The organism is Rhizobium sp. L9 (genome assembly GCF_002531885.1).
Taxonomy (GTDB): Bacteria; Pseudomonadota; Alphaproteobacteria; order Rhizobiales; family Rhizobiaceae; genus Rhizobium.
In genome coordinates this window covers 75,795-99,916 of the sequence record NZ_NWSZ01000009.1, presented here as the reverse complement: position 1 = coordinate 99,916, position 24,122 = coordinate 75,795, and the positions used below count along the sequence as shown (strand labels likewise).

Annotated in this window: 18 protein-coding genes; 16 read left to right on the top strand and 2 right to left on the bottom strand. The window is 62.0% G+C overall.

The genetic code is table 11. The annotated features are described in order from the left end of the window. Positions 1–375: 375 nt before the first annotated feature. From CO660_RS11655 to CO660_RS11610, 10 genes are all read left to right on the top strand, one after another. Complete coding sequence (locus tag CO660_RS11655) at positions 376–1,719, top strand: adenylate/guanylate cyclase domain-containing protein (protein ID WP_097598808.1); 1,344 nt, start codon at positions 376–378, stop codon at positions 1,717–1,719. 144 nt (positions 1,720–1,863) lie between these two features. Further along, positions 1,864–3,759 carry an ABC transporter ATP-binding protein gene (locus CO660_RS11650; protein ID WP_097598807.1) on the top strand — a complete coding sequence of 632 codons (1,896 nt, stop codon included), beginning with the start codon at positions 1,864–1,866 and terminating at the stop codon, positions 3,757–3,759. Then, a complete protein-coding gene (locus CO660_RS11645) occupies positions 3,753–5,660 on the top strand; it encodes an ABC transporter substrate-binding protein (RefSeq protein ID WP_097598806.1) in 1,908 nt (635 codons plus the stop codon). Before CO660_RS11650 ends, CO660_RS11645 begins: the two co-directional genes overlap by 7 nt. A 3-nt stretch (positions 5,661–5,663) precedes the next feature. After that, positions 5,664–6,662 (top strand): ABC transporter permease, encoded by a 999-nt coding sequence (locus tag CO660_RS11640; RefSeq protein ID WP_097598805.1) that lies wholly within the window; start codon positions 5,664–5,666, stop codon positions 6,660–6,662. Then, on the top strand, positions 6,662–7,834 hold the full coding sequence (locus CO660_RS11635) for an ABC transporter permease (protein ID WP_176536275.1): 1,173 nt from the start codon (positions 6,662–6,664) through the stop codon (positions 7,832–7,834). The genes CO660_RS11640 and CO660_RS11635 overlap by 1 nt, the downstream gene beginning before the upstream one ends. A 97-nt stretch (positions 7,835–7,931) precedes the next feature. After that, complete coding sequence (locus CO660_RS11630) at positions 7,932–9,140, top strand: glycosyltransferase family protein (RefSeq protein ID WP_097598803.1); 1,209 nt, start codon at positions 7,932–7,934, stop codon at positions 9,138–9,140. A 9-nt stretch (positions 9,141–9,149) separates the two neighbouring features. Further along, the gene (locus tag CO660_RS11625) at positions 9,150–10,397 is read left to right on the top strand and encodes a glycosyltransferase (protein WP_097598802.1); all 1,248 of its coding nucleotides are present in this window, start codon (positions 9,150–9,152) and stop codon (positions 10,395–10,397) included. After that, positions 10,394–11,539: a glycosyltransferase gene (locus CO660_RS11620; RefSeq protein WP_097598801.1), complete on the top strand. Its 1,146-nt coding sequence runs from the start codon at positions 10,394–10,396 to the stop codon at positions 11,537–11,539. Before CO660_RS11625 ends, CO660_RS11620 begins: the two co-directional genes overlap by 4 nt. A gap of 181 nt (positions 11,540–11,720) precedes the next feature. After that, a complete protein-coding gene (locus CO660_RS11615) occupies positions 11,721–14,435 on the top strand; it encodes an ABC transporter ATP-binding protein (protein WP_097598800.1) in 2,715 nt (904 codons plus the stop codon). A gap of 99 nt (positions 14,436–14,534) precedes the next feature. Beyond that, positions 14,535–15,002, top strand: a complete 468-nt coding sequence (locus CO660_RS11610; protein WP_004679746.1) for a cyclic nucleotide-binding domain-containing protein — start codon at positions 14,535–14,537, stop codon at positions 15,000–15,002. 430 nt (positions 15,003–15,432) lie between these two features. Here the strand turns inward: CO660_RS11610 and CO660_RS11605 are convergent, their stop codons facing one another. Together CO660_RS11605 and CO660_RS11600 are read right to left on the bottom strand one after the other, a co-directional pair. Then, on the bottom strand, positions 15,433–15,963 hold the full coding sequence (locus tag CO660_RS11605; protein WP_097598799.1) for an alpha/beta hydrolase: 531 nt from the start codon (positions 15,961–15,963) through the stop codon (positions 15,433–15,435). A 71-nt stretch (positions 15,964–16,034) separates the two neighbouring features. Then, the gene (locus CO660_RS11600; RefSeq protein ID WP_085780643.1) at positions 16,035–17,366 is read right to left on the bottom strand and encodes an MFS transporter; all 1,332 of its coding nucleotides are present in this window, start codon (positions 17,364–17,366) and stop codon (positions 16,035–16,037) included. A gap of 377 nt (positions 17,367–17,743) precedes the next feature. On the opposite strand from CO660_RS11600, the gene cyoA reads away from it, so the two are divergent. The 6 genes from cyoA (at position 17,744) to CO660_RS11570 (ending at position 24,122) form a co-directional block, all read left to right on the top strand. Next, positions 17,744–18,925, top strand: coding sequence for a ubiquinol oxidase subunit II (gene cyoA / locus CO660_RS11595; RefSeq protein ID WP_097598798.1), 1,182 nt, complete (start codon positions 17,744–17,746; stop codon positions 18,923–18,925). A 42-nt stretch (positions 18,926–18,967) separates the two neighbouring features. After that, positions 18,968–20,971 (top strand): cytochrome o ubiquinol oxidase subunit I, encoded by a 2,004-nt coding sequence (gene cyoB, locus CO660_RS11590; RefSeq protein ID WP_097598797.1) that lies wholly within the window; start codon positions 18,968–18,970, stop codon positions 20,969–20,971. 5 nt (positions 20,972–20,976) lie between these two features. Next, a complete protein-coding gene (gene cyoC / locus CO660_RS11585; RefSeq protein ID WP_085781247.1) occupies positions 20,977–21,597 on the top strand; it encodes a cytochrome o ubiquinol oxidase subunit III in 621 nt (206 codons plus the stop codon). After that, positions 21,594–21,995 (top strand): cytochrome o ubiquinol oxidase subunit IV, encoded by a 402-nt coding sequence (gene cyoD, locus CO660_RS11580; protein WP_085780640.1) that lies wholly within the window; start codon positions 21,594–21,596, stop codon positions 21,993–21,995. The genes cyoC and cyoD overlap by 4 nt, the downstream gene beginning before the upstream one ends. A 39-nt stretch (positions 21,996–22,034) precedes the next feature. Next, positions 22,035–22,793, top strand: coding sequence for an SURF1 family protein (locus CO660_RS11575; protein ID WP_097598796.1), 759 nt, complete (start codon positions 22,035–22,037; stop codon positions 22,791–22,793). 135 nt (positions 22,794–22,928) lie between these two features. Then, positions 22,929–24,122, top strand: a complete 1,194-nt coding sequence (locus CO660_RS11570; protein ID WP_097598795.1) for an acyltransferase — start codon at positions 22,929–22,931, stop codon at positions 24,120–24,122.

The window sequence follows — 24,122 nt, the reverse complement described above, 5'->3', positions numbered from 1 at the left end:
TGCCGGCAGGCGGATGAGGGGCGGGCCTCGCCGATCTCCCAAGCGGATGTCACATGACTTCGATGGCTAGACCCCGTAGGGTGTGGCCGAAATGCCCCGGCGGCAGCCTTTGCTGCAACTTCGACGCACAAAAGAGTCCGGGTCCCATTGTTTCGCATATGCAGCATCCCTATCTGAGTTGGATATTGAACCACCGAGAAAGGACCTACCGTCCGATCCCCCATCCGGGGGGGCTGCTGCCGGGCTTTCGGCAGATCGTTGACAATTATTACCGCTCGTACATCCTGATTTCCTTGTGACCTGCGCATGAAAATGCGTCGGCCGGGGGATTTTTGGCTCTTGGGGATGGCGTGCCTTATGAGGATCATACCGAGAATGAGCACGATCGAATCCAGCGTGTCCTCCATCCTGTTGGACCGGGTCGCCGAATGGCTGACGCATTCCTCGCTGGCAGGCGACGACCTCGAAAACCTCGTGCGCGGCTTCTGCGAAAGGCTTGCCGCCGCCGGCCTGCCGATCGCACGCGTGCACCTGACCTTTTCGATGCTGCATCCGCTCTATGATGCGCTGAGCTTCACCTGGCGGCGCGCCAGCGGCGTCACCATCGAGGGTTTTCGCATGCCGGCCGGCCAGAAGCCGGACCGCTTCCTGCAGAGCCCCTATTATTACCTTCTCGACAACAACCTGCAGCACATCCGCCGCCGGCTGATGCAGGAAGGGCCGGCCGAATTCCCGATCTTCGAGGATCTGCGCAAGGACAAGATGACCGATTACCTCGCCTTCGTGCAGCCCTTCGGCGACGATTCGGTGCAGGGTATGATGGGCTCCTGGTCGACCGACCATCATAAGGGTTTTACCGACGACATGATCGACGCGCTGCTCCGGATGCAGAACCACCTGGCCGTCGCCGCCAAGATGGCGGTGCTCGGCAAGCTCGCCAATAACATGCTGACCACCTATCTCGGCGGCGACGCCGGCAAGCGGGTGCTGAACGGCCAGATCCGCCGCGGTGACGGCGAAACGATCCGTGCGGCCCTTGTCATGGGCGACATGCGCGAATCCACCATGTATGCCGAAAAGGAAGGCCGACAGGCCTATATCGACACGCTGAACCAGTTCTTCGACGCGATCGCCGCGCCCTTCAACCGCAATGGCGGCGAGATCCTGAGCTTCCTCGGCGACGGCTTCCTCGCCGTCTATCCCTGTGGGCGCCACAAGGACCCGTCCAAGATCGCCTGCGAGGCAGCACTTTCGGCCGTCTACCAGGCGCAGGCGCGGGTGGCCGAACTCAACCGCGATCGCGAAGAAAAGGGCCTGTCCAGGATCGGTTACGGCATCGGCCTGCATGTCGGCAACGTCATGTTCGGCAATGTCGGCCTCAAGGACCGGCTGACCTTCTCCGCCTTCGGATCGGCGGTCAACGAGGTGCAGCGTTTGCAGATCCTGACCAAGAAATACGGCCGCGAGGTCGTCGCCAGCCAGGCCTTTGCAGGCTATTGCGGCGGCGAGTGGACGACGCTCGGCGAGGAGAAGCTGCGCGGCGTCCGTCAGAAGGTGACGGTGCTGCAGCCACGCGCCCCGGCGCCGGAAATCCAAGTCGACGAACATTTCCGCGAGGCCGTGCAGAACGGACTTTCCGAAGCCGAACAGGTCATTCTCCTGCACCGGGACGCGAAGAAACAGGTCAAGCGCACAAGCATGGAGAAGTTCATCCAGTAAAACGCCAGGTTGCGCCGATAAATCTGCGTGTTTCGCCCGCACAACACGGCGATTTCCCCTTGATTGTCATCAGCTAGACACCCCGTTTGCGGTACGATAGTGTTGCCTTAACGGGAACATAGAAGACTGGGGAATTTCATTGGTATGGCGTCCGCTGCCGATCTGTTGCGTATTGAGAATCTCGACGTCTCCTTCTCCGTTTTCGGCGACCGCCTGCGTGTCGTAAAGGAAGCCAATCTCCGCATTCTTCCGGGCAAGGTCACCGCTCTCGTCGGTGAGTCCGGTTCCGGCAAATCGGTGATCAGCCAGTCGGTTATGGGTATCCTTCCCAACCCGGCCAAGGCGTCCGGCCGCATCATCTTCACCGATCCGCTCGACGGATCGACGACCGACATCCTGTCCTTGTCGCGCGACAGCGAGGAAATGCGCGACTTGCGCGGCCGGCGCATGGCGACGATCTTTCAGGAGCCGATGACCTCGCTTTCGCCGCTGCACACGGTCGGCAATCAGATCAGCGAAGTGCTTTTGATCCATACCGAGATCGGCAAGCAGGAAGCGCGCGAAAAGACCGAGGAGATGCTCGGCCTGGTCGGCTTTACCAATCCGCACCGCACCTACGACATGTATCCGTTCGAACTGTCCGGCGGCATGCGCCAGCGCGCGATGATCGCGATGGCGCTCATCTGCAAGCCGGCGCTCCTGATCGCCGACGAGCCGACGACGGCGCTCGACGTGACGATCCAGGCGCAGATCCTGGAATTGCTGCGCGACCTGCAGGCCAAGCTCGGCATGGCGATGCTGCTCATTACCCACGATCTCGGTATCGTTGCCAACATGGCCGACGAGGTGGTCGTCATCTATCACGGCGAAATCATGGAAGCCGGGCCGGTCGAGGCGATCTTCCGCAATCCGCAGCATCCTTATCTCAAGGGGCTGATGGCCGCCGTTCCGCATTTCGACATGAAGCCCGGCGAGCGGCTGAAGGCGCTGCGGGATGTGCGGGTCAATCTCGAGGCCCTTGTCGGCAAGAAAAAGCCGCAGCAGGCGGAAACCCCAGGCACGCTGCTTTCGGTCTCCAATCTTTCAAAGACCTACAAGACGCGCAGGCGCAGTTTTCTCGGCAAGCACGAGGCTACCGTGCTGCGCGCGGTCGACGACGTCAGCTTCGATATCCGCCGCGGCGAATGTCTTGGCCTGGTCGGCGAATCCGGCTGCGGCAAGACGACGCTCAGCAAGATCCTGATGCGCGCCATCACGCCGGACAGCGGCGCGGTGGTATTCAACGACGGCAAGGACGTGATCGACGTGCTTTCCGTGCGCGGCGAGGCACTGCAGGATATGCGCACCAAGATCCAGATGGTGTTCCAGGATCCGGTCTCCTCGCTTTCGCCGCGCATGACGGTGCGCAACATCCTCAGCGAACCGCTCGAGATCCACGACCGCGGTGACAGCGACGAGCGTAAGCGCAAGGTCGAAGGGCTGATGGCGGCGATCGGCCTCGACAAGCGCTATCTCAGCCGTTATCCGCACAGCTTCTCAGGCGGCCAACGCCAGCGCATCGGCATTGCCCGGGCACTCGCACTCGGCCCCAAACTCGTCATCCTCGACGAGCCGGTGTCGGCCCTCGACGTCTCGGTGCAGGCCCAGATCCTCAACCTCCTGAAGGATCTGCAGAAGGAGCTGGGGCTCACCTATCTCTTCATCTCGCACAATCTCGCTGTCGTCGATTACATGGCTGACCGCATCGCGGTCATGTGCAAGGGCCGCATCGTCGAGATCGCGCCGCGCGAAATCATCCTGCGCGATCCGGTGCATCCCTATACCAAATCGCTGCTTGCCGCTGTCCCCTTCCCCGATCTCGACCGGCCGCTCGACTTCAAGGCGCTTAGGGAAAACGGCGCCGCCGACAAGCAGAACTGGGGCGTAACCTTTACCGCCGAGCATGACAACGCTTCCGAGCTTGCCTATGCCGACCTCGGCGACGGCCATCTGGTGCGCGCCCGCAAGGGCGTCGACATCCGGGAGTTGCGCAGATGGTGACGCGTCGCACCTTTCTCGGCGGGCTCGTCGGCGTTGCCATCGCGCCGGCGGTACTTCGGGCCGAGCAGCCAGCCGAGCCGGAATTCCTCAAGGAGCGCCTGGCATCAGGCAGCCTGCCTGCGATGGCCGAGCGCATTCCCGCCCGCCCGCGCATCGTCAATCTGAAGGAGTTGGGGCTTGAACCCGGCGCCTATGGCGGCACCGTGCGCACCATCATCGGCAGCCAGCGCGACATCCGCTTCATGACGATCTACGGTTATTCCCGCCTGATCGGCTATAACAAGCACCTTCAGTTCCAGCCGGATATTCTGGCCGATTTCCGCTCGGAGGACGACACCGTCTTCACCTTCACGTTGCGCGAAGGCCACAGATGGTCCGACGGGGAGCCGTTCACAGCCGACGATTTCCACTACTGGTGGGAAGACGTCATCCTCAACGACAAGCTGACGCCGGGTGGCGGCGCGCTCGAGCTTCGTCCGCACGGCAATCTGCCGCGCTTCGAAATGCTCGATCCGCTGACGGTGCGTTATACCTGGGAAAAACCCAACCCGATGTTCCTGCCGAGCTTGGCAGGGCCCCAGCCGCTCGTCATCTTCGGGCCGGCGCATTATCTGAAGCAGTTCCACAAGAAGTTCCAGCCGGACCAGGCGAAGATGGAACAGATGATGCAGACCTTCCGCGTCAAGAAGTGGCAGGATCTGCATATCAAGATGGCCCGCTCATACCGTCCGGAAAATCCCAATCTGCCGACGCTCGATCCCTGGCGCAACACGACGGCGCTGCCAGCCGATCAGTTCGTCTTCGAACGCAACCCCTTCTTCCACCGCGTCGACGAGACCGGCAGGCAGCTTCCCTATCTCGACCGTTTCGTCCTCAACGTTTCGTCTTCGTCGATCATCGCCGCCAAGGCGGGTGCGGGCGAGGCCGACCTGCAGGCGACCGGCATCGATTTCAACGATTACACCTTCCTGAAGGAGGCCGAGAAGCGCTTCCCCGTGAAAGTCAATCTCTGGAAAGTGGCGCGCGGCTCGCGCATCACGCTCTTGCCGAACCTCAACTGCGCCGACGAGGTGTGGCGGGGCCTTTTCCGCGACGTGCGGCTGCGCCGGGCGCTGTCGCTGGCAATCGACCGGCACGAGATCAACATGGTCGCCTTCTACGGCTTGGGTACGCCGAGCGCCGATACCGTGCTGCCCGACAGCCCACTCTTCAAGCAGGAATATGCCGACGCCTTCGTCAAGTTCGATCCCGATGAGGCCAACCGGCTGCTCGATGAGCTCGGCCTGACCAAGCGCGACGACGACGGCATCCGCCTGCTACCGGACGGGCGGCGCGCCGAGATCACCGTCGAGACCGCTGGCGAAAGCAATCTCGACACCGACGTGCTGGAGCTGGTGCACGATCACTGGGCCAATATCGGCCTTGCGCTCTATACCCGCACCTCGCAACGCGATGTCTTCCGCAACCGCGCCATGAGCGGCACGATCATGATGTCGATCTGGTACGGCCTCGACAATGGCGTACCGACGGCCGACATGTCGCCGTCCGGGCTGGCGCCGACGCTCGATGATCAACTGCAGTGGCCGCTCTGGGGCATGTATTACCTCTCCGCCGGCCAGGAGGGTGTGGCACCGGACCTGCCGGAGGCGGCCGAGCTGATCGACCTGCTCAAACAATGGGGCTCGACGGCGAAGTTCGACGAGCGCCAGGCGATCTGGCACAAGATGCTGTCGCTCTATACGCAGCAGGTCTTCTCGATCGGTCTCATAAACAGCACACTGCAGCCGATCCTTTGCGCCGCCAAGCTGCAGAACCTGCCGGAGAGAGCCCTCTACGGCTTCGATCCCACCTCCTATCTCGGCATCTATATGCCGGATGTTTTCTGGTACAAGGAGGCCTGAGGCGTGCTCAGATATATTCTCTGGCGCATCGCCGCCATGGTGCCGACGCTCTTCGTCATTTCGGCGCTTGTCTTCACCATCATCGAGCTGCCGCCCGGCGACTTCTTCGAGAGCCAGATCGCTGAGCTGCGCGCCTCCGGCGAGACTGCCAACCTCCAGGAAATCGAGGAGATGCGCCAGCAATACGGCTTCGACAAGCCGGAGATCGTGCGCTACTTTTACTGGGTCGCCGGCATGCTGCGCGGCGATTTCGGCTATTCCTTTGAATACCAGCTGCCGGTCTCCGACGTGGTCGGCGACCGGCTGTGGTTGACGATCCTCGTCTCCTTCACGACGATCCTGCTCACCTGGCTGATCGCCTTCCCGATCGGCATCTATTCGGCCACGCACCAGTATAGCTGGGGTGACTACGGGCTGACCTTTCTCGGCCTGCTCGGCATTGCCATCCCGAACTTCATGCTGGCGCTGATCCTGATGTATTTCGCCAATGTCTGGTTCGGGCTGTCGATCGGCCACCTGATGGACCAACAATATCTCAATGCGCCGATGAGCTGGGAAAAGGCGAAGTCGATCCTCGGCCATCTCTGGATCCCGGTCATCATCGTCGGCACCGCCGGCACGGCCGGCATGATCCGGCGCCTGCGCGCCAACCTGCTCGACGAAATGCAGAAGCAATATGTGACGACCGCCCGCGCCAAGGGCCTGCATCCGATGCGGGCGCTGGTCAAATATCCGCTGCGCATGGCGCTCAACTTTTTCGTCGCCGATATCGGCTCGATCCTGCCCTCGATCATTTCAGGCGCCGAGATCGTCGCCATCGTGCTGTCGCTGGAAACGACCGGGCCAATGCTGATCAAGGCGCTGCAGAGCCAGGATATGTATCTGGCCGGCTCCTTCCTGATGTTCCTCGCCTTCCTCAACGTCATCGGCGTGCTGATCTCCGATATCGCCCTCGGCTTCCTCGATCCCCGCATCCGTCTGCAAGGCAGGAGCACCAAATAATGTCGCCCCTTCCCGCACCCGGCGCGCCGCTGCCGCATTTCGTCTCCACCGCTCCCTTCGATCCGCATGCGACCGAGAGCATGACGGCGGCGCAATCGCGCATCCATCTCGCCTCACAGAAGCAGCTGATGTGGTGGAAGTTCAAGCAGCACAAGCTCGCCTTGATCTCCGGCATCTTTCTCGCCGCCGTCTACCTGATGATCCTGATCGTCGAGTTCCTGGCGCCCTACGGCCTGCACACGCGCAATGTCGATTTCATCCACGCCCCGCCGCAGCGCGTCCATTTCTTCGACAAGGGCGAGTTCATCGGTCCCTTCGTCTACGGCCGCAGCATGACGCTCGATCTCGACACGCTGCACCGCGTCTATACCGACAGGCCGAACGACGTGCAGCCGATCCGCTTCTTCTGCCGCGGCGACGCTTATAAATTCTGGGGCTTCGTCGCCTCGAATTATCATCTGGTCTGTCCGGCGATCGGCGGCCAGATGTTCCTGCTCGGCACCGACCGGCTCGGCCGCGACGTGCTGTCGCGCATCCTCTACGGCGCGCGGATTTCGCTGACGATCGGCCTGATCGGCATTTCGATCAGCTTCGTGCTCGGCATCGTCATCGGCGGCCTTGCCGGCTACTGGGGCGGCGTCTTCGACCTCATCGTCCAGCGCCTCATCGAAGTGCTGCAATCGCTGCCGAGCCTTCCGCTGTGGATGGCGCTCGCCGCCATCATGCCGGTGACCTGGAGCCCGATCGTCATTTATTTCGGTATCACCGTCATCCTGGGCATCATCGACTGGACCGGGCTGGCGCGGGCCGTGCGCTCCAAGCTCCTGTCGCTGCGCGAGGAGGATTACGTGCAGGCCGCGCAGCTGATGGGGGCGAGCACACCACGCATCATCGGCCGCCATCTGGTGCCGGGCTTCATGTCGCATCTCATCGCTTCGGCGACGATTTCGATCCCCAGCATGATCCTCGGCGAGACCGCGCTCTCCTTCCTCGGCCTCGGTCTTCGGCCGCCGATCACCAGCTGGGGCATTCTGCTGACAGAGGCAAAAAGCGTCAGCGTCATTGCTTTCTATCCGTGGCTGCTCTTTCCGATCATTCCTGTTGTTCTTGTCATTTTGGCGTTCAACTTTCTGGGAGACGGCTTGCGTGATGCGGCAGATCCCTACAAATAGCGGGAAGCTCGGCGGCGTCTTCCGGCACCGCGCCCGCCTCTTGGCCTCCGGACGGTGGGGGTACTAATTCATGTTGTTCACCCCGGAGGGAACACCTATGGCCAGACGTCTCGAAGATGCTCGCATCCTCATGTACAGCCACGACACGTTCGGCCTCGGCCATCTCAGGCGCTGTCGCACCATCGCCCATGCGCTGGTCGAAGACTATCGCGGCCTCAACATCCTGATCATTTCAGGGGCAACGATCGCCGGCGCCTTCGATTACCGCGCCCGCGTCGACTTCGTGAAGATCCCGAGCGTCATCAAGCTGCGCAACGGCGAATATACGTCGCTTGCCAGCCATATCGACCTGCACGAGACGCTGAAGATGCGCGAATCGAGCATCCGCCATACGGCCGAGACCTTCCAGCCGGATATCTTCATCGTCGACAAGGAGCCGATGGGGTTGAAGGGCGAGGTGGAGGATACGCTCGCCTATCTCAAGTCCCGTGGCACCGTGCTGGTGCTGGGCCTGCGCGAGATCATGGACGCGCCGCATCTGCTCGAGGCCGAGTGGAAGAAGAACAGCATCATGCAGAAGATCGACCAATATTACGACAGCGTCTGGGTCTACGGCCCGCCTGACTTCTACGATCCGCTTGTTGGTCTCGACGTGCCCGCGAGCCTGCGCCGCAAGATGGATTTTGTCGGCTTCCTGCAGCGTAGCGTCTCCAAGGGCAAGAGCTCGATCAACGCCCGTAAGGACAATTATCTGCTGGTCACCACAGGCGGCGGTGGCGACGGCTCCGATCTCGTCCACGACGTCATGAACGCCTACGAGGCCGATCCGACGCTGACGCAGAAGGCGCTGGTCGTGCTCGGCCCCTACATGCCGGCTGCGGAACGCGCCAAGCTGGTGCAGAAGGGCGAAGCCATTCCCTATATCGAGGTGATCGAATTCGATAATCACATGGAAGAGCTGATCGCCGGCGCCACCGGCGTCGTCGCCATGGGCGGATACAACACCTATTGCGAGATCCTCTCCTTCGACAAGCCGGCCCTTATCGTGCCCCGCGTCAAGCCGCGCGAGGAACAGCTGCTGCGCGCACAGCGGGCCAGCGAGCTCGGCCTCGTCGACATGCTGCTGCCGGAACAATCGGTTGATCCCGCCATCATGGCCGCGGCGCTGAAGCGCCTGCCCTCCCGCCTGCCGCCGTCGAAAAGCGGCAGCAATATGCATCTGGAAGGGCTGGACCACATCTCTCAGACCGTCGGCCGATGGCTCGACGGCCGGGCCACCCACCTTGCCGTTGTCGGCGCAGAATAGGGCACAGCCTTGCCGCCACGCCGCAAGATCCTCGTCGTGCTGAAAGGCTATCCCCGCCTTTCGGAGACCTTCATCGCCCAGGAACTGCTCGGCCTCGAAAGGGCCGGCTTCGACCTGACGCTGATTTCCATGCGCCGGCCGACCGACAAGAAGCGCCACCCCGTGCATGACGAGATCAAGGCGCGTGTCGTCTATCTGCCGGAATATCTGCACGAGGAGCCCATCCGCGTGCTGAGGGGCCTTTTCGCCGGCTACGGCAGACCCCGCTTCAAAGCGCTGATCAAACGCTTCTTTGCCGACCTCAGGCGCGACCTCTCCCGCAACCGCTTCCGCCGTCTCGGTCAGGCGCTGGTGCTGGCGCGCGAATGGCCGGATGGCGGCGAGTGGCTGCATGCCCATTTCATCCATACGCCTGCGTCGGTGAGCGAATATGCAAGCATCCTGACGGGCACGCCCTGGACCTGTTCGGCCCATGCCAAGGACATCTGGACCTCGCCCGACTGGGAATTGAAGGAGAAGCTGAATAGCGCCCGCTGGACCGTCACCTGCACCCGGACCGGCTACGAACACATGCGCATGCTGACGTCGCGCAAGCAGGCCGTACATTTGAGCTATCACGGCCTCGATCTCGCCCGATTTGGCCATTTTTCCGGCGCCCGTTCCGAGAGAAGCGGCAACGACCCCGCCGATCCGGTCTTCATCCTCAGCGTCGGCCGCGCCGTCGAGAAGAAGGGCTACGACGTCTTGTTGCGGGCGCTGGCGCTGCTGCCGGCCGATCTCCATTGGCGCATGGAGCATATCGGCGGGGGCGACGAGCTTGAGAAGCTGAAGGCGCTCGCCGCCGAGCTCGGCCTCTCCGGCCGCCTCGTCTGGAAGGGCGCCATGGCGCAGGAAGACGTCCTCGATCACTACCGCCGCGCCGATCTCTTCGCGCTCGCCTGCCGCATCGCCGCCAACGGCGACCGCGACGGCCTGCCGAACGTGTTGGTCGAGGCCTCGAGCCAGCGCCTCGTCTGCGTCTCTACGAGAGTATCCGGCGTGCCGGAACTGCTGACGGACGGCGAAAACGGCCTCGTCGTGCCGCCGGAGGATCCGGTGCTGCTCGCCCGGGCTCTGGAGGCGGCGATCCGCGATCCGGCGCTGCGCCAGCGCCTCGGCGACGCCGCCGAAAAGCGGGTGCGCGACGAGTTCGACTATCATTCCAGCATCAGACAGCTCGCCGGCCTGTTCGAGGCCGAATGGCAGAAGGCGTCATGACGGCACCGCGTATCTTCTTCTATGTCCAGCATCTGCTCGGCATCGGCCACATCGCCCGCGCCAGCCGCATCGCCAATGCACTGTTTAGGGACGGCTTCGACGTCACCGTCGTGACCGGCGGCCTGCCGGTGCCGGGCTTTCCCGGTGAGGGCGTGAAGACCGTGGCCTTGCCGGCGGTCGTGGCCAGCAATGCCGGTTTCTCCGGCCTCGCCGATGCCGATGGCCGGCCCGCCGGCGAGGATTTCCTCGCTGCCCGCCGGCAATTGCTGCTAGACGCTTTCAATGCCGCAAGGCCCGATGTCGTCATCATCGAAGCCTTCCCCTTCGGCCGGCGGCAGATGCGCTTCGAACTGCTGCCCCTGCTCGCAGCGATCGAGAAGACCGAACCGCGTCCGAAACTCCTAAGCTCGGTACGCGACATCCTGCAGGAAAATCGCAAGGCCGGCCGCGACGCGGAGACCGTGGCGTTGGTCAAGGATCATTTCGACGTCGTGCTCGTCCACGGCGATCCCGGCTTCGTCAGGCTCGAGGATACCTTCCCGCTGACGCCGGAAATCGCCGACAGGCTGCGTTATACCGGCCTCGTCGCGCCGCCGCCGCCGCCCGAACCGGCGGAAACCTTCGACATCATCGCATCGGCCGGCGGCGGCGCGGTCGGCGCCGAGTTGATCGACGCGGCGAAGGGGGCGGCGGCGCTGCTGCCGGGCGATCTTCGCTGGCTGCTGATTTCCGGCCCCAATCTGCCGGAGGCCGATTTCGCCAGGCTGTCGCGGGACGTGGGCCCAAACGTCACGCTAGCGCGCTTCCGCAAGGACTTTCCCTCGCTCTTGCGCGGCGCCAGGGTATCGATCTCGCAGGCCGGCTACAACACAGTCGGCGACCTCTTGCGCACCGAGTGCCGGGCGATCCTGATCCCCTTTGTCGCCGGCGGCGAGACCGAACAGACGGTGCGCGCCGAACGGCTGCGGGCGCTGGGTCTTGCCGATATCCTGCCGGAACAGGGGCTGACCTCGGCTCATGTGAAAGAGGCTGTCGAAAAGGCGGTGGCAGCACCTCGGCAGGGGCCGGTCTCGCTCGATCTCGACGGGGCGGAGAAAACGGCGGCCCTCATTCGCTCCATGATTGCCGAATCCCTCGCCTAATTTAAAAATCCTGTGATATAAGCAGAGTTCCGGCGAGAATCGGCCTTTCTGCAGCCGGTCCCTTCGCCTTGTTTTCATTGCGATATCGGCGGTCCGGCTGCATGGTCCTGTTCTCACGAATCTTGCCCTCTCCGCGCCCGGATCGCACCTTCGAAATTTCCAAGCAAGCTGACGGTTAGCCATGGAAAAGAGCCTCGCCCGCTATATCTGGAAGAACACGCGGCTGCAGCAGCTGTGGATCCTGGCTGTCGTCGCCGCCTCGATGATCCCCTATTTCCTGTCCTTCGATTTGCCGAAGCAGATCGTCAACGGACCGATCCAGGGTGATGGCTTCGAGGGACCGGGCGCAACCCAGAAATTCATGCACATCGCCTATGACATTCCACTGATCGGCCATGTTGAATTCTTCCAAGGGATTGAGCTCAACCGTTTCCAGATGCTGATGGCCCTCAGCATGGTGTTCCTGGCGCTGGTGGTGCTGAACGGCCTCTTCAAATTCTACATCAACACTTATAAGGGGCGGCTCGGCGAACGCATGCTGCGCCGCATCCGCTTCGAGCTGATCGACCGCGTGCTGCGTTTCCCGCCGGCCCACTTCAAGCGGGTGAAATCGGCCGAAATCGCCACCATGATCAAGGACGAGGTGGAGCCGATGGGCGGCTTCACCGGCGACGCTTTCGTCTCTCCCGCCCTGCTCGGCGGCCAGGCGATCACCGCGCTCGCCTTCATCATCGTCCAGAATTTCTGGCTCGGCATGATCGCCGCCGGCATCGTCGGCGTCCAGGCGGTCGTCATTCCCCGCATGCGCAAGCGCCTTCTGGATCTCGGCCGCCAGCGGCAGCTGACGGCGCGTGAGCTTTCCGGCCGCGTCGGCGAAATCGTCGAGGGCATCGGCACGATCCACGGCAACGACACATCCAACCTCGAACGCGCCGACATCGCCTGGCGGCTCGGCCGCATCTTCTCGATCCGCTACGACCTTTACCAGTGGAAGTTCCTGGTGAAGTTCATCAATAACTTTCTCGCCCAGGTCACGCCATTCCTGTTCTACGCGATCGGCGGTTATCTTGCGCTGCAGGGCCGGCTCGACATCGGTCAGCTCGTCGCCGTCATATCAGCCTACAAGGACCTGCCCGGGCCGCTGAAGGAACTGATCGATTGGGACCAGATGCGCCAGGACGTGCAGGTGAAATATCAGCAGGTCTACGAGCAGTTCAACGTCGAGCCCTTGATCGACAGCCGCATCCAGGAATTGGCGACCGCACCCGTGGGTGCACTGACCAGCGCGCTCGTCGTCACCAACCTGACGCTCTCCGACGACAGCGGCGCCCGCCTCGTCGACCACGTCTCGGTCGAAATCAAGCCGAACGAGACGGTTGCGATCGTCGGTCCGAACGGCAGCGGCGCCGAAGCCTTCGCCGAAGCGCTCGGCCGGATGATCTGGCCCGACTCCGGCCGCATCACCATCGACGGACGCGACCTGCTCGAACTGCCGGAATCGATCACCGGTCGCCGCATCTCCTACGCCTCGGCCGACACCTTCTTCTTCCATGGCACGCTCGCCAGCAATCTGCTCTATGGCCTCAAACACGCGCCGATGATCGACCCCGTGTACGACGAGAAGGAAGCGCAGGAGTACAAATGGCATGCCATCGAAGCGGAGAAGGCGGGCAATCCGACGCTCGACCTCAACAGCGATTGGGTGGATTACCAGGCGGCCGGCGCCAACGGGCCGGAAGACCTCCTGAAAGCGATCCGGCCGGTGCTCGACGCCGTGCTGATTTCGCAGGACATCCTCGACCTGGCGCTGCGCTCGAACGTCAATACCGGGGTGCATGTGGCGGTCAGCGACCACGTCGTGGCGCTGCGCGCCTCGCTGCGCGACCGGCTGCGCGAGGAAGGGCTTGACGGGATCGTCGTGCCTTTCGATTTCGACGCCTACAACGCCCAGGCGACGGTCGGTGAGAACCTGCTCTTCGGCACGATGAAGCGGCCGCTGATGACCAACCGCCGGCTTGCCGCTCATCCCTATTTCCAGCAGCTCTTCCGCGAGACTGGCCTCAGTACCGATCTCTACGCCATGGGCCTGGAGATTGCCGAAAACGCCGTCGAACTCTTCCACGACCTCCCGCCGGATCATCCTTTCTTCCAGCAGCTGACCTTCATGACGGCGGACGACATTCCGACCTATCAGGCGCTCTTGCAGAAGCTGCAAAGTCGCCGCTTTGAGGACGCTACACCCGAGGAGCGTTCCGCCATCATCCGGCTGAGCTTCGCCTATATCGAGCCGCGCCACCGCTTCGGCCTGCTGACCAATGAGCTGATGGACAAGATCGTCAGCGCCCGCAAGCAGTTCCACGCGCATATTCCGGCCGATCTCGCCGAACTGATCGAGCGCTACGACGCCGAGCGCTTCACGCCCTCGGCCAGCCTGATGGACAATGTGCTCTTCGGCCGCATCGCCTACCAGCAGGCCGACGCCTCCGAGCGCATCCGCGCCATCATGGGCGAGCTCTTCGACGCACTCGACCTTTATGACGATGTGCTGTCGATCGGCCTCGAATTCGACGTCGGCTCCGGCGGCAAGCGGCTGACCATGGTGCAGCGCCAGAAGCTGAACCTTGCCCGCGCGCTGCTGAAGCGCTCGGATTATTTCGTCTTCAACCGGCCGCTGTCAGCACTCGATCAGCGCGTTCAGGATCAAATCACCCGCAACATCATCGAAGACCTGCATAAGGAAGGTGAGCGCCCGGCGATCATCTGGGTGCTTTCGAATGCGCGGCTCGCCGAGATGTTCGACCGAATCCTGCTCTTCGACCGCGGCGGGCTGGCGGAAGCCGGAAACTATCCGGAACTTTCCGAGAAAAACGGTATGTTCAAGGAACTGTTATCGTAATATTCTATTGGGGCGGCGATGGTAGGCGTTCCCGGGGGGAACGCCCGGAATTGAAGGCGCCGGGTTCCAAGAACCCTGCGTCAGGGGATTGAAACGCTCATGCTGTTGAGAGACGAAGTCGAAATGCTGCGCCGGGTGCCGATCTTTTCGAGGATTGCACCAGCGAAACTCAAGCTTTTGGCCTTCACCTCCGACCGCATGACCTACAAAGCCGGTCAGGATCTCTTCCACCAGGGCGATGTCGGCGACGCCGCCTATGTCATCCTCTCCGGCAGCGCCGATATCATCGTCTCCTCGCCGGCAGGCGAGATCAAGGTCGCCGACGTCGAGCTCAATTCCATCGTCGGCGAAATCGCCATTCTCTGCGATGTCTCACGCACGGCGACAGTGCGGGCCACCTCGCCCCTCGAAGTATTGCGCATCAGCAAAGAGCACTTTTTAAAGCTGCTCAGCGACTTCCCCGAAATGGCCGTGGAAATCATGCGCGTGCTCGCCGACCGCCTTAATCACACGACGGCGGAATTGACCGCAGCGCGGGCGGCAAAGCAGCCGCAGATGGCGCAGTAAGATCAAATCAAGATTTCGGCGGCCATTTCTGCGCGCCATGGACGAGGCGCAGCATTTCGACCTGTTTGATGTCCTGACGTGTTGTATTTGCAATGTCCAGCAGATGCAGGCGGCAGGCCACCGCTGCTGCAGCCTTTGTGCCGCGTGGCTGCCCCTCACCCTAACCCTCTCCCCGTAAACGGGGCGAGGGGACGTGCCCAGCGAGAGGCTGGCGGGGAACAGAGGGCTCGCGGCTTGCCCCCTTCGCGGGGAGAAGGTGCTGGCAGGCGGATGAGGGGCTGGTGTCCGAGGCGCGAGCCCGTGTCCAAATCCGCCTATTGACGCTGCTCCAGCGCCCTGCTGAAAGGCGAGTGCTGCCGCGCGCAGATGGCGCCGGACAGTAGTAATCGACGAAATTCAGGCCGAAGCGGCCAAGCGACACAGAATACGCCTATTCAAACGGGCCTCGGCCTTCGACAAACGCGGCAATATCCGACCTCAACGCAGATCGCGCTGTAAGCGCATCGAGCCGATAAAAATCATGCTGCTTGCCGGCGTAGATTTTCCAGCACTGGGGAACAGCGTTGTTCCAGCTTTCAGTTGGCCGGTATGGATCGAGCTCTCCCCAGAAGACCATGGTGGGTATATCGAGGGGAGACGTTTCGAAGCGCAACCTGGTTGATGACACGCAAATCAGCGCCTGGAGTTCAAGACCCTCTCTGACCGCATTCCACAGAGCCGTCCCACCGGCGCTAAAACCGATCCCCAAGCACCCGCGTCCGTCGATCTCACGAAGTGCCCGGATCGCATGCCGCATGCCGTCCTGGTTGAAGAGATGGTCGTGAAGCGCGTCCCCACGTAGATCAGGACGCCCACTCAGGTCGGCCAGTTGCAAACCATGGCGCTGAAAGCTGCCAGCATCCAGCAGTTCGACAAAGGTTTCGGGAAAGCCGTGGATATCGCCAACGACCAAATGTTGCATTTCGACGATGCCGCTCTTCTCTGCGATAGATGCTAAGGCAGCCGCCGGTTTCCCGGCGGACTGTCTCGATCCTATTCCCGCTGTTCCAGCGCCTTGCTGAAGGCCAGCGCGGCCAGCGTGCAAATGGCGCCGGAGAGAAGGTAGTAACCGACGAAGGTCAGGCCGAAACGGCTGGAGAGGCTGAGCGCCACCAGCGGCGCAAAGCCTGCGCCGACCAGCCAGGCGAGATCCGAGGTGAAGGCAGCACCGGTATAGCGATAGCCGCGGCCGAAGCGCGACGAGATCGAGCCTGTCGCCTGGCCGAAGGACAGGCCGAGCACGCCGAAGCCGATGATGACGAAAGCGTCGTGGCCATTATTGCCGGAGGCGATCAGGATCGGCCCGATAAAGCTGAAGACGGCGATGATGACGGCGCAGATGGCAAGCTGGGCGCGGCGCCCGATGCGGTCGGCGATCAGGCCCGAGGCGATGATGGCGATGACGCCGACCATGGCGCCGATCACCTGCACCACCATGAAAGTGCCGATCGGCTGGTTGCCGTAAAGGCTCATCCAGCCGAGAGGGAAGATGGTGACCAGGTGGAACATGGCGAAACTGGCGAGCGGCACGAAGGCGCCGATCAGGATGTCGCGGCCGTGAACGCGCAGCACCTGGAGGATCGGTGCGGCCTCCAGCTCATGCTGCTCCAAAAGCGTTCCGAATTCCTTGGTCATGACCAGGCGCAGACGCGCAAACAGCGCCACGACGTTGATCGCGAAGGCGACGAAGAAGGGATAACGCCAGCCCCAGGAGAGGAAATCCTCGCTGGACAGGTTGGCGACGAAATAACCGAAGAGCGTGCTTGCCAGCGCAAAGCCGATCGGCGCGCCGAGCTGCGGGATCATCGCGTACCAGCCGCGGTGATTGGGCGGCGCGTTGAGCGCGAGCAGCGATGCCAGACCGTCCCAGGCGCCGCCGAGCGCGAAGCCCTGGCCGAGACGGAAGAGCGCCAGCAGGGCGATCGACCAGACGCCGATCTCAGCATATCCGGGCAGGAAAGCGATCGAGGCCGTGGAACCGCCGAGCAGGAAGAGTGCAATCGTGAGCTTCGTGCCGCGCCCGTACATGCGGTCGATGGTCATGAAGACGACGGACCCGACGGGGCGGGCGAGAAAAGCGAGGGAGAAGATGGCGAAGGAATAGAGCGTCGCCGTCAGCCTGTCCGGTGCGAAGGGAAAGACGAGCTGCGGAAAAACGAGGACCGAGGCGAGGCCATAGACGAAGAAATCAAAGAATTCCGACATGCGGCCGATTACCACGCCGATGGCGATACTGCCCGGCGAAACCGGCTTGTCGTCGTGAATGCGCCGCGCGTCGCGTTCGAGCGACGACGACGACGGTCCGTAATGCGATGTTGTAGCCATGAAAAACGCCTCCTCGTTAAGGCGCTTCCGGCAAGGCGCCCCAGGCTGATCTTGATCAAACCCGCAGGCTTATCAAGTCCGCAATATGGAAATAGTTCATCATCACGGCGCAAATCGAGCCGTGTCAGGAAAAATTGCGTGACCCCAGCCGCTATTTTTCGGGTGCAAAAGCTGGCCTGCCCGGCTCTTGCGGATATATTGAGGGGACATGCGCGCGTAAAAAATCCTTCGCGATTCATCAGGATTTCAAAGCAGTAGCGCAACATGATTTCTGCCGCACTGCGGCATCTTTGCTGCACTGCGACTTTCCGCCTCATGTCGCTATCGGGTTCAGTGCTTTAGTCGCGGTCAAAACGAAACAACAAGAGCTTAGAGACGTGCAAAAACTCGTGAAGTTTTCCCGCCTTCTATCCGTCTTGCCGCTGCTTTTCCTGGCAGGATGCAACATGGTGGTCATGGCGCCCTCAGGCGACATCGCCGTGCAACAGCGCGATCTCATCGTCGTCTCGACGGTGCTGATGCTTTTGATCATCGTCCCGGTGATCTTCCTGACGCTGCTCTTCGCCTGGCGCTACCGCCGCTCCAACACGGCCGCCGCTTACGCGCCGGAATGGCATCATTCGACCCGCCTCGAAATCGTCATCTGGGCGGCCCCCCTGGCGATCATCATTGCGCTCGGGGCCGTCACCTGGATTTCCACGCATAAGCTCGATCCCTACCGACCGCTCGACCGCCTGGATGCCGAGCGCGCCATCCCGGCCGATACCAAGCCGCTGACCGTCGAGGTCGTGGCGCTCGACTGGAAATGGCTGTTCTTCTATCCCGAACTCGGCATCGCCACAGTCAACGAGATGGCCGCCCCTGTCGACACGCCGATCAATTTCAAGATCACCGCCTCCTCGGTGATGAACTCCTTCTACATCCCGGCTCTCGCCGGCCAGATCTACGCCATGCCCGGCATGGAGACGAAGCTGCACGCCGTCATCAACCGGGAGGGCGAATATGAAGGCTTCTCCGCCAATTACAGCGGCGCCGGCTTCTCGCACATGCGTTTCAAGTTCCATGGCCTAACCCGCGAAGGCTTCGACGCCTGGACGGCCAAGGTCAAGCAGCAGGGCACGATGCTCAACCGCGACGCCTATCTGACGCTTGAGAAGCCGAGCGAGAAGGAGCCGGTGCGCTACTATGCAGGCGCCGACGCCGATCTCTACGACGCCATCCTCAACATGTGCGCCACGCCAGGCAAGATGTGCATGAACGAGATGATGCACATCGATATGATGGGTGGCGGCGGCAAGGAAAGTGCTGAAAACCGCGAGAAGCTGCAATACGACAACCGCCATGCCGGTGAAGGCGTCGTCGAGCCTGGGGCCACCGTGCCGGCAACAGGCGTCCCGGCAAAGGCAGAGCCGCCGCGCAATTCCGGAGGCAGCACGCAGCACGACATGCCCGGCATGCAGGGTATGCCCGGGATGGATATGCAGCATGACGGCCATTCCATGCCCGGCTCGGGCAACGGCGCCGACCCGGCGCCGACGCAGCTCAACAACAACAATTAACCTGGCGCTTTGCGTCGCAAGACATAATGAACGGGTTGTTCCATGTTTTCCAATCCTGACCTCCTGAAGTTGATCTTCGGCCGGTTGACCCTCGACGCCATCCCCTATCACGAGCCGATTCTGGTCGTGACCTTCATCGGCGTCGTCATCGGCGGTCTCGCCGTGCTCGGCGCCATCACCTATTTCAAATTCTGGGGTCCGCTCTGGCATGACTGGATCTGCAGCGTCGATCACAAGAAGATCGGCATCATGTATGTGATCCTCGCAGTGATCATGCTGCTACGGGGCTTTTCCGACGCGATCCTGATGCGCGTCCAGCAGGCGATCGCCTTCAACGGTTCGGAGGGCTACCTGCCGCCGCACCACTACGACCAGATCTTCACCGCCCACGGCGTCATCATGATCTTCTTCGTGGCGATGCCCTTCGTCACCGGTCTGATGAACTTCGTGGTGCCGCTGCAGATCGGCGCGCGCGACGTCTCCTTCCCCTTCCTCAACAACTTCTCCTTCTGGATGACCACCGCCGGCGCGATCATCATCATGCTGTCGCTTTTCATCGGCGAATTTGCCCAGACCGGCTGGCTCGCCTATCCGCCGCTGTCAGGAGCCGCCTACAGTCCGGGCGTCGGCGTCGACTATTATATCTGGGGCCTGCAGGTGGCGGGTGTCGGAACGACGCTGTCGGGCATCAACCTCATCGCCACCATCGTCAAGATGCGTGCGCCCGGCATGACCTTCATGAAAATGCCGGTCTTCACCTGGACGGCGCTCTGCACCAACGTGCTGATCGTCGCCTCCTTCCCGATCCTGACGGCAACGCTCGCGCTGCTGTCGCTCGACCGCTATGCCGGGACGAACTTCTTCACCAACGACCTCGGCGGCAATCCGATGATGTACATCAACCTCATCTGGATCTGGGGCCATCCCGAGGTCTACATCCTGGTGCTGCCGGCCTTCGGCATCTTCTCGGAAGTCGTCGCCACCTTCTCCGGCAAACGCCTGTTCGGCTATGCCTCGATGGTCTACGCCACCTGCGTGATCATGATCCTGTCCTACATCGTCTGGCTGCACCATTTCTTCACGATGGGCTCGGGCGCCAGCGTCAACTCCTTCTTCGGCATCACCACGATGATCATCTCGATCCCCACGGGAGCGAAGATCTTCAACTGGCTCTTCACCATGTATCGCGGCCGTATCCGCTACGAGGTGCCGATGCTGTGGACGGTCGGCTTCATGGTGACCTTCGTCATCGGCGGCATGACCGGCGTCATGCTGGCGGTGCCGCCGGCGGACTTCGTGCTGCACAATTCGCTGTTCCTCATCGCCCATTTCCACAACGTCATCATCGGCGGCGTTCTGTTCGGCATGTTCGCCGGCGTGAACTACTGGTTTCCGAAGGCCTTCGGCTTCAAGCTCGATCCCTTCTGGGGCAAGATGAGCTTCTGGTTCTGGCAGATCGGCTTCTGGTTCGCCTTCATGCCGCTCTACGTGCTCGGCCTGATGGGCGTCACCCGCCGCATGAGCCAGTTCGAGGACCCGTCACTGCAAATCTGGTTCATCATCGCCGCCTTCGGCGTCGGACTGATTGCGCTCGGCATCGCCGCTTTCCTGATCCAGATCGTCGTCAGCTTCATGAAACGCGAGGAACTGCGTGACGACAGCGGCGATCCCTGGGACGGCCGTACGTTGGAATGGTCGACCTCCTCGCCGCCGCCGGACTACAACTTCGCCTTCACGCCCGTCGTCCACGACCATGACAGCTGGTACGACATGAAAAGGCGCGGCTACGAGCGCCCGCTCGGCGGCTTCAAGCCGATCCACATGCCGAAGAATACCGGCACCGGCGCCATCCTGTCGGCAATCAGCGTCGCGCTTGCCTTCGGCCTGATCTGGTACATGTGGTGGCTGGTGATCGTTTCCGCCATCGCGCTGCTTGCCGTGGCGATCGGCCATACCTTCAACTACAAACGCGACTTCTACATTCCCGCCGGCAAGGTGACCGAAACGGAGGGCAAGCGCACGGCGCTGCTTGCCGAGCAGGTGTAATGACCATGAGCGATCAAACCATCGATACGGCCGAAAAGCCTGAATTCTACCTGACGGAAGACCATCATCCGGAGGGGAGCACCAATCTCGGCTTCTGGCTCTACCTGATGAGCGACTGCCTGATCTTTGCGGTGCTGTTTGCAACGCACGGCGTGCTCGGCCGCAACTATGCCGCCGGCCCGTCGCCGGCCGATCTCTTCGATCTGCCGATCGTCGCCCTCAATACCTCGATGCTGCTCTTCTCCTCGATTACCTACGGCTTCGCCATGCTGCAGATGGAGCGGAACGCCAAGGCGGAAACGCTGTTCTGGCTCGCCGTGACCGGCCTGTTCGGCGCGGCCTTTATCGGGTTGGAACTTTACGAGTTCATCCACCTGATCCACGAGGGCGCCGGGCCGACCCGCAGCGCCTTCCTCTCCTCCTTCTTCACGCTCGTCGGCACCCACGGGCTGCACGTCACCTTCGGCATCATCTGGCTGATCACGCTGATGGTCCAGGTGTCGATGCACGGGCTGATCGAGGCCAACCGCCGCCGCCTGATGTGCCTTTCGATGTTCTGGCACTTCCTCGACGTCGTCTGGATCGGCGTCTTTTCCTTCGTCTATCTGCTCGGAGTTCTCGGATGAGTTCGCAAGCACCCACCCATGAGGATGCCCACGAGGCGCATCACGGCCACAGCCACGGCCACCAGGCCGGCCATGGCACGTTCCGCAGCTATATGGTGGGCTTTGCGCTCTCCGTCGTCCTGACCGCCATCCCCTTCTGGCTTGTTATGGCCGGCGTGTTCGCCAGCCCGGCGCTGACGGCGGTGCTGGTGATGGGTATCGGCGCCATCCAGATCGTCGTCCATATGGTCTTCTTCCTGCACATGAATCCCAGGAGCGAAGGCGGCTGGACGATGATGGCTCTGATCTTTACCCTCATCATCGTCGCCATCGCGCTCTCCGGTTCACTCTGGGTCATGCATCATCTCAACTCCAATATGATGCCGATGAGCCCCGAGATGATGAAGAACATGCCGTAACGGCAAACGAAGGGCGGCGGCAGCGCCGCCCTGAGACCAATGAGCGAAGCCTCCACGCAAAAATCGGAAAGACGGCATTTCCGGGCAAAACGCGCGCTCTTCGCCGTCTGCCTGGCACTGCTCGCCGCCATCCTGTTTGGTCTCGGCACTTGGCAGGTTCAACGCCTGGCCTGGAAGCGCGACCTCATCGCCCGCGTCGAGCAGCGCGTGCACGCAGCCGCCGTGCAGGCTCCGGGGCGCGCCGACTGGGACAAGGTCAATGCCGGCAGCGACGAATATCGCCGTGTGACCGTCGAGGGAATGCTGGCAAACGACAAGGAAACGCTGGTCTACGCTTCGACCGTTCTCGGTCCGGGTTATTGGGTGATGACGCCGCTGATGCTCGCCAACGGCACCGCCATCCTCGTCAATCGCGGCTTCGTGCCGACGGACAGGCGCGACCCCGCCTCGCGCCGCGAGGGTCAGCTGTCTGATGTCATCGAGATCACCGGGCCGTTGCGGATGACCGAGCCGAAGGGATCGCTGCTCCAATCAAACGACGTCGCCGCCGACCGGTGGTATTCGCGCGATGTCGCTGCGATCGCCCAAAAGCGCGGCCTCGGCGCGGTCGCGCCCTATTTCATCGATGCCGACGCCGCTGCCAATCCCGGCGGTCTGCCGGTCGGCGGCCTGACGATCATTCATTTCCCCAACAACCATCTCGTCTATGCGATCACCTGGTACGGGCTGGCGGTGATGGTGCTGGTATTGCTGGTGTTTGTTGTTCGCGCCGAGATCGGAAGAGGCCGCCGGACGTAAGTCGCTGCCGCTTTGCAGCGGTGCAAGCGCTCCGGGAAGCAACAGTTGCACAGCGGTCGTCTCCGCGCTTCGGATTAATCTCTTGTAAAGCGATGTCCGATACTGCTTGCCTGAACAGAACATATAAAGCTGCACATGAGCCGGCCGGATTACATCCCCAGTCTCGATGGTCTGCGCGGTCTCGCCGCGCTTCTGGTCGTGCAAGCGCATATCGGGCTTGTCTTTCCAAACACAGGTTTGCATTTCATCACAATGGGCAGCGAAGCCGTCGGCCTGTTCTTCGCCCTCAGCGGCTTTCTGATGGCCCATCTCTACGGCTCACGACCGGTCATCAAGGAAACCGTCCTGGATTTTCTTGTCAGCCGCTTTGCCCGCATCTATCCGGTCTATCTGGCTGCAGTCCTGCTCGTGGCGGCGCTGTCCGGCATGCAAAGTCTAAACTTCGTTCAGCCGATCATCGGCGGCACGGAGTTTCTCCGCCATGTCTTTCTTATGGGCTCGAGCGGGGTTTTCTGGTCAATTCCACCCGAAATTCAATTCTATCTGTTCTTCCCGATCCTTTGGCTCTGCTTGACCCGCCCGCAGCGCTATAGCGGTGTGATCGCAGGTTTGGCGGTGCTGGTCGTGGTGGATGGTCTGCTCGAGCTGCCGGGACCAGGTATACTGCTTGTTTCCAAGCTCCCCTATTTTCTGTTCGGCGCGCTTGCCGGGGCGATGCATTCCTGCTGGGACAGGTGGAGGCCATCCGCCTCCACCGGCGCTTTCACGCTGTTCCTTCTGGCGGTGTTCTTCACGTACAGGCATGTCTTGCCCGGTTTCTCCCATGAATTCTGGGGGCTTCAAAGTGCGCTCGCGGCAGCCGTCATCGTGGCGCTCGCCGCTCGACAGCCTCCGATCGCAGCCCATGTCCTGGCAGCGGCACCCATGCGGTTCTTGGGCGCGATCAGCTTTTCGCTCTATCTTTTCCACGTCCCCATCACGTTCCTTGTACGCCGGGCTTTCGACGGTCTGATTCCGGAACCGGTACTCGTCCTGGTGGCGCTTGGCGTTGCGGCGGCAGGAGCATGGTTCATTCACGAGACGATAGAAGTCCCGAGCCGACGCCTGCTCGTCGCGTGGTGGCGGCATCATCGGCGGCGCGCAGCCTCGCGCGAAACTCCGGCTGACACTATCGAACAGGCGATCCTCGACCTGCAAGAGACCGAAAAGCGATTGCTGGACGGCGCAAATGCGGCCACGACGGATAAACAGCAAATTCCGACGACCTCAGAACTCGGAGCCGGCCGCACTGTCATTCAGGATAATGGCGACGAGAAGCTTCGCGCCTAG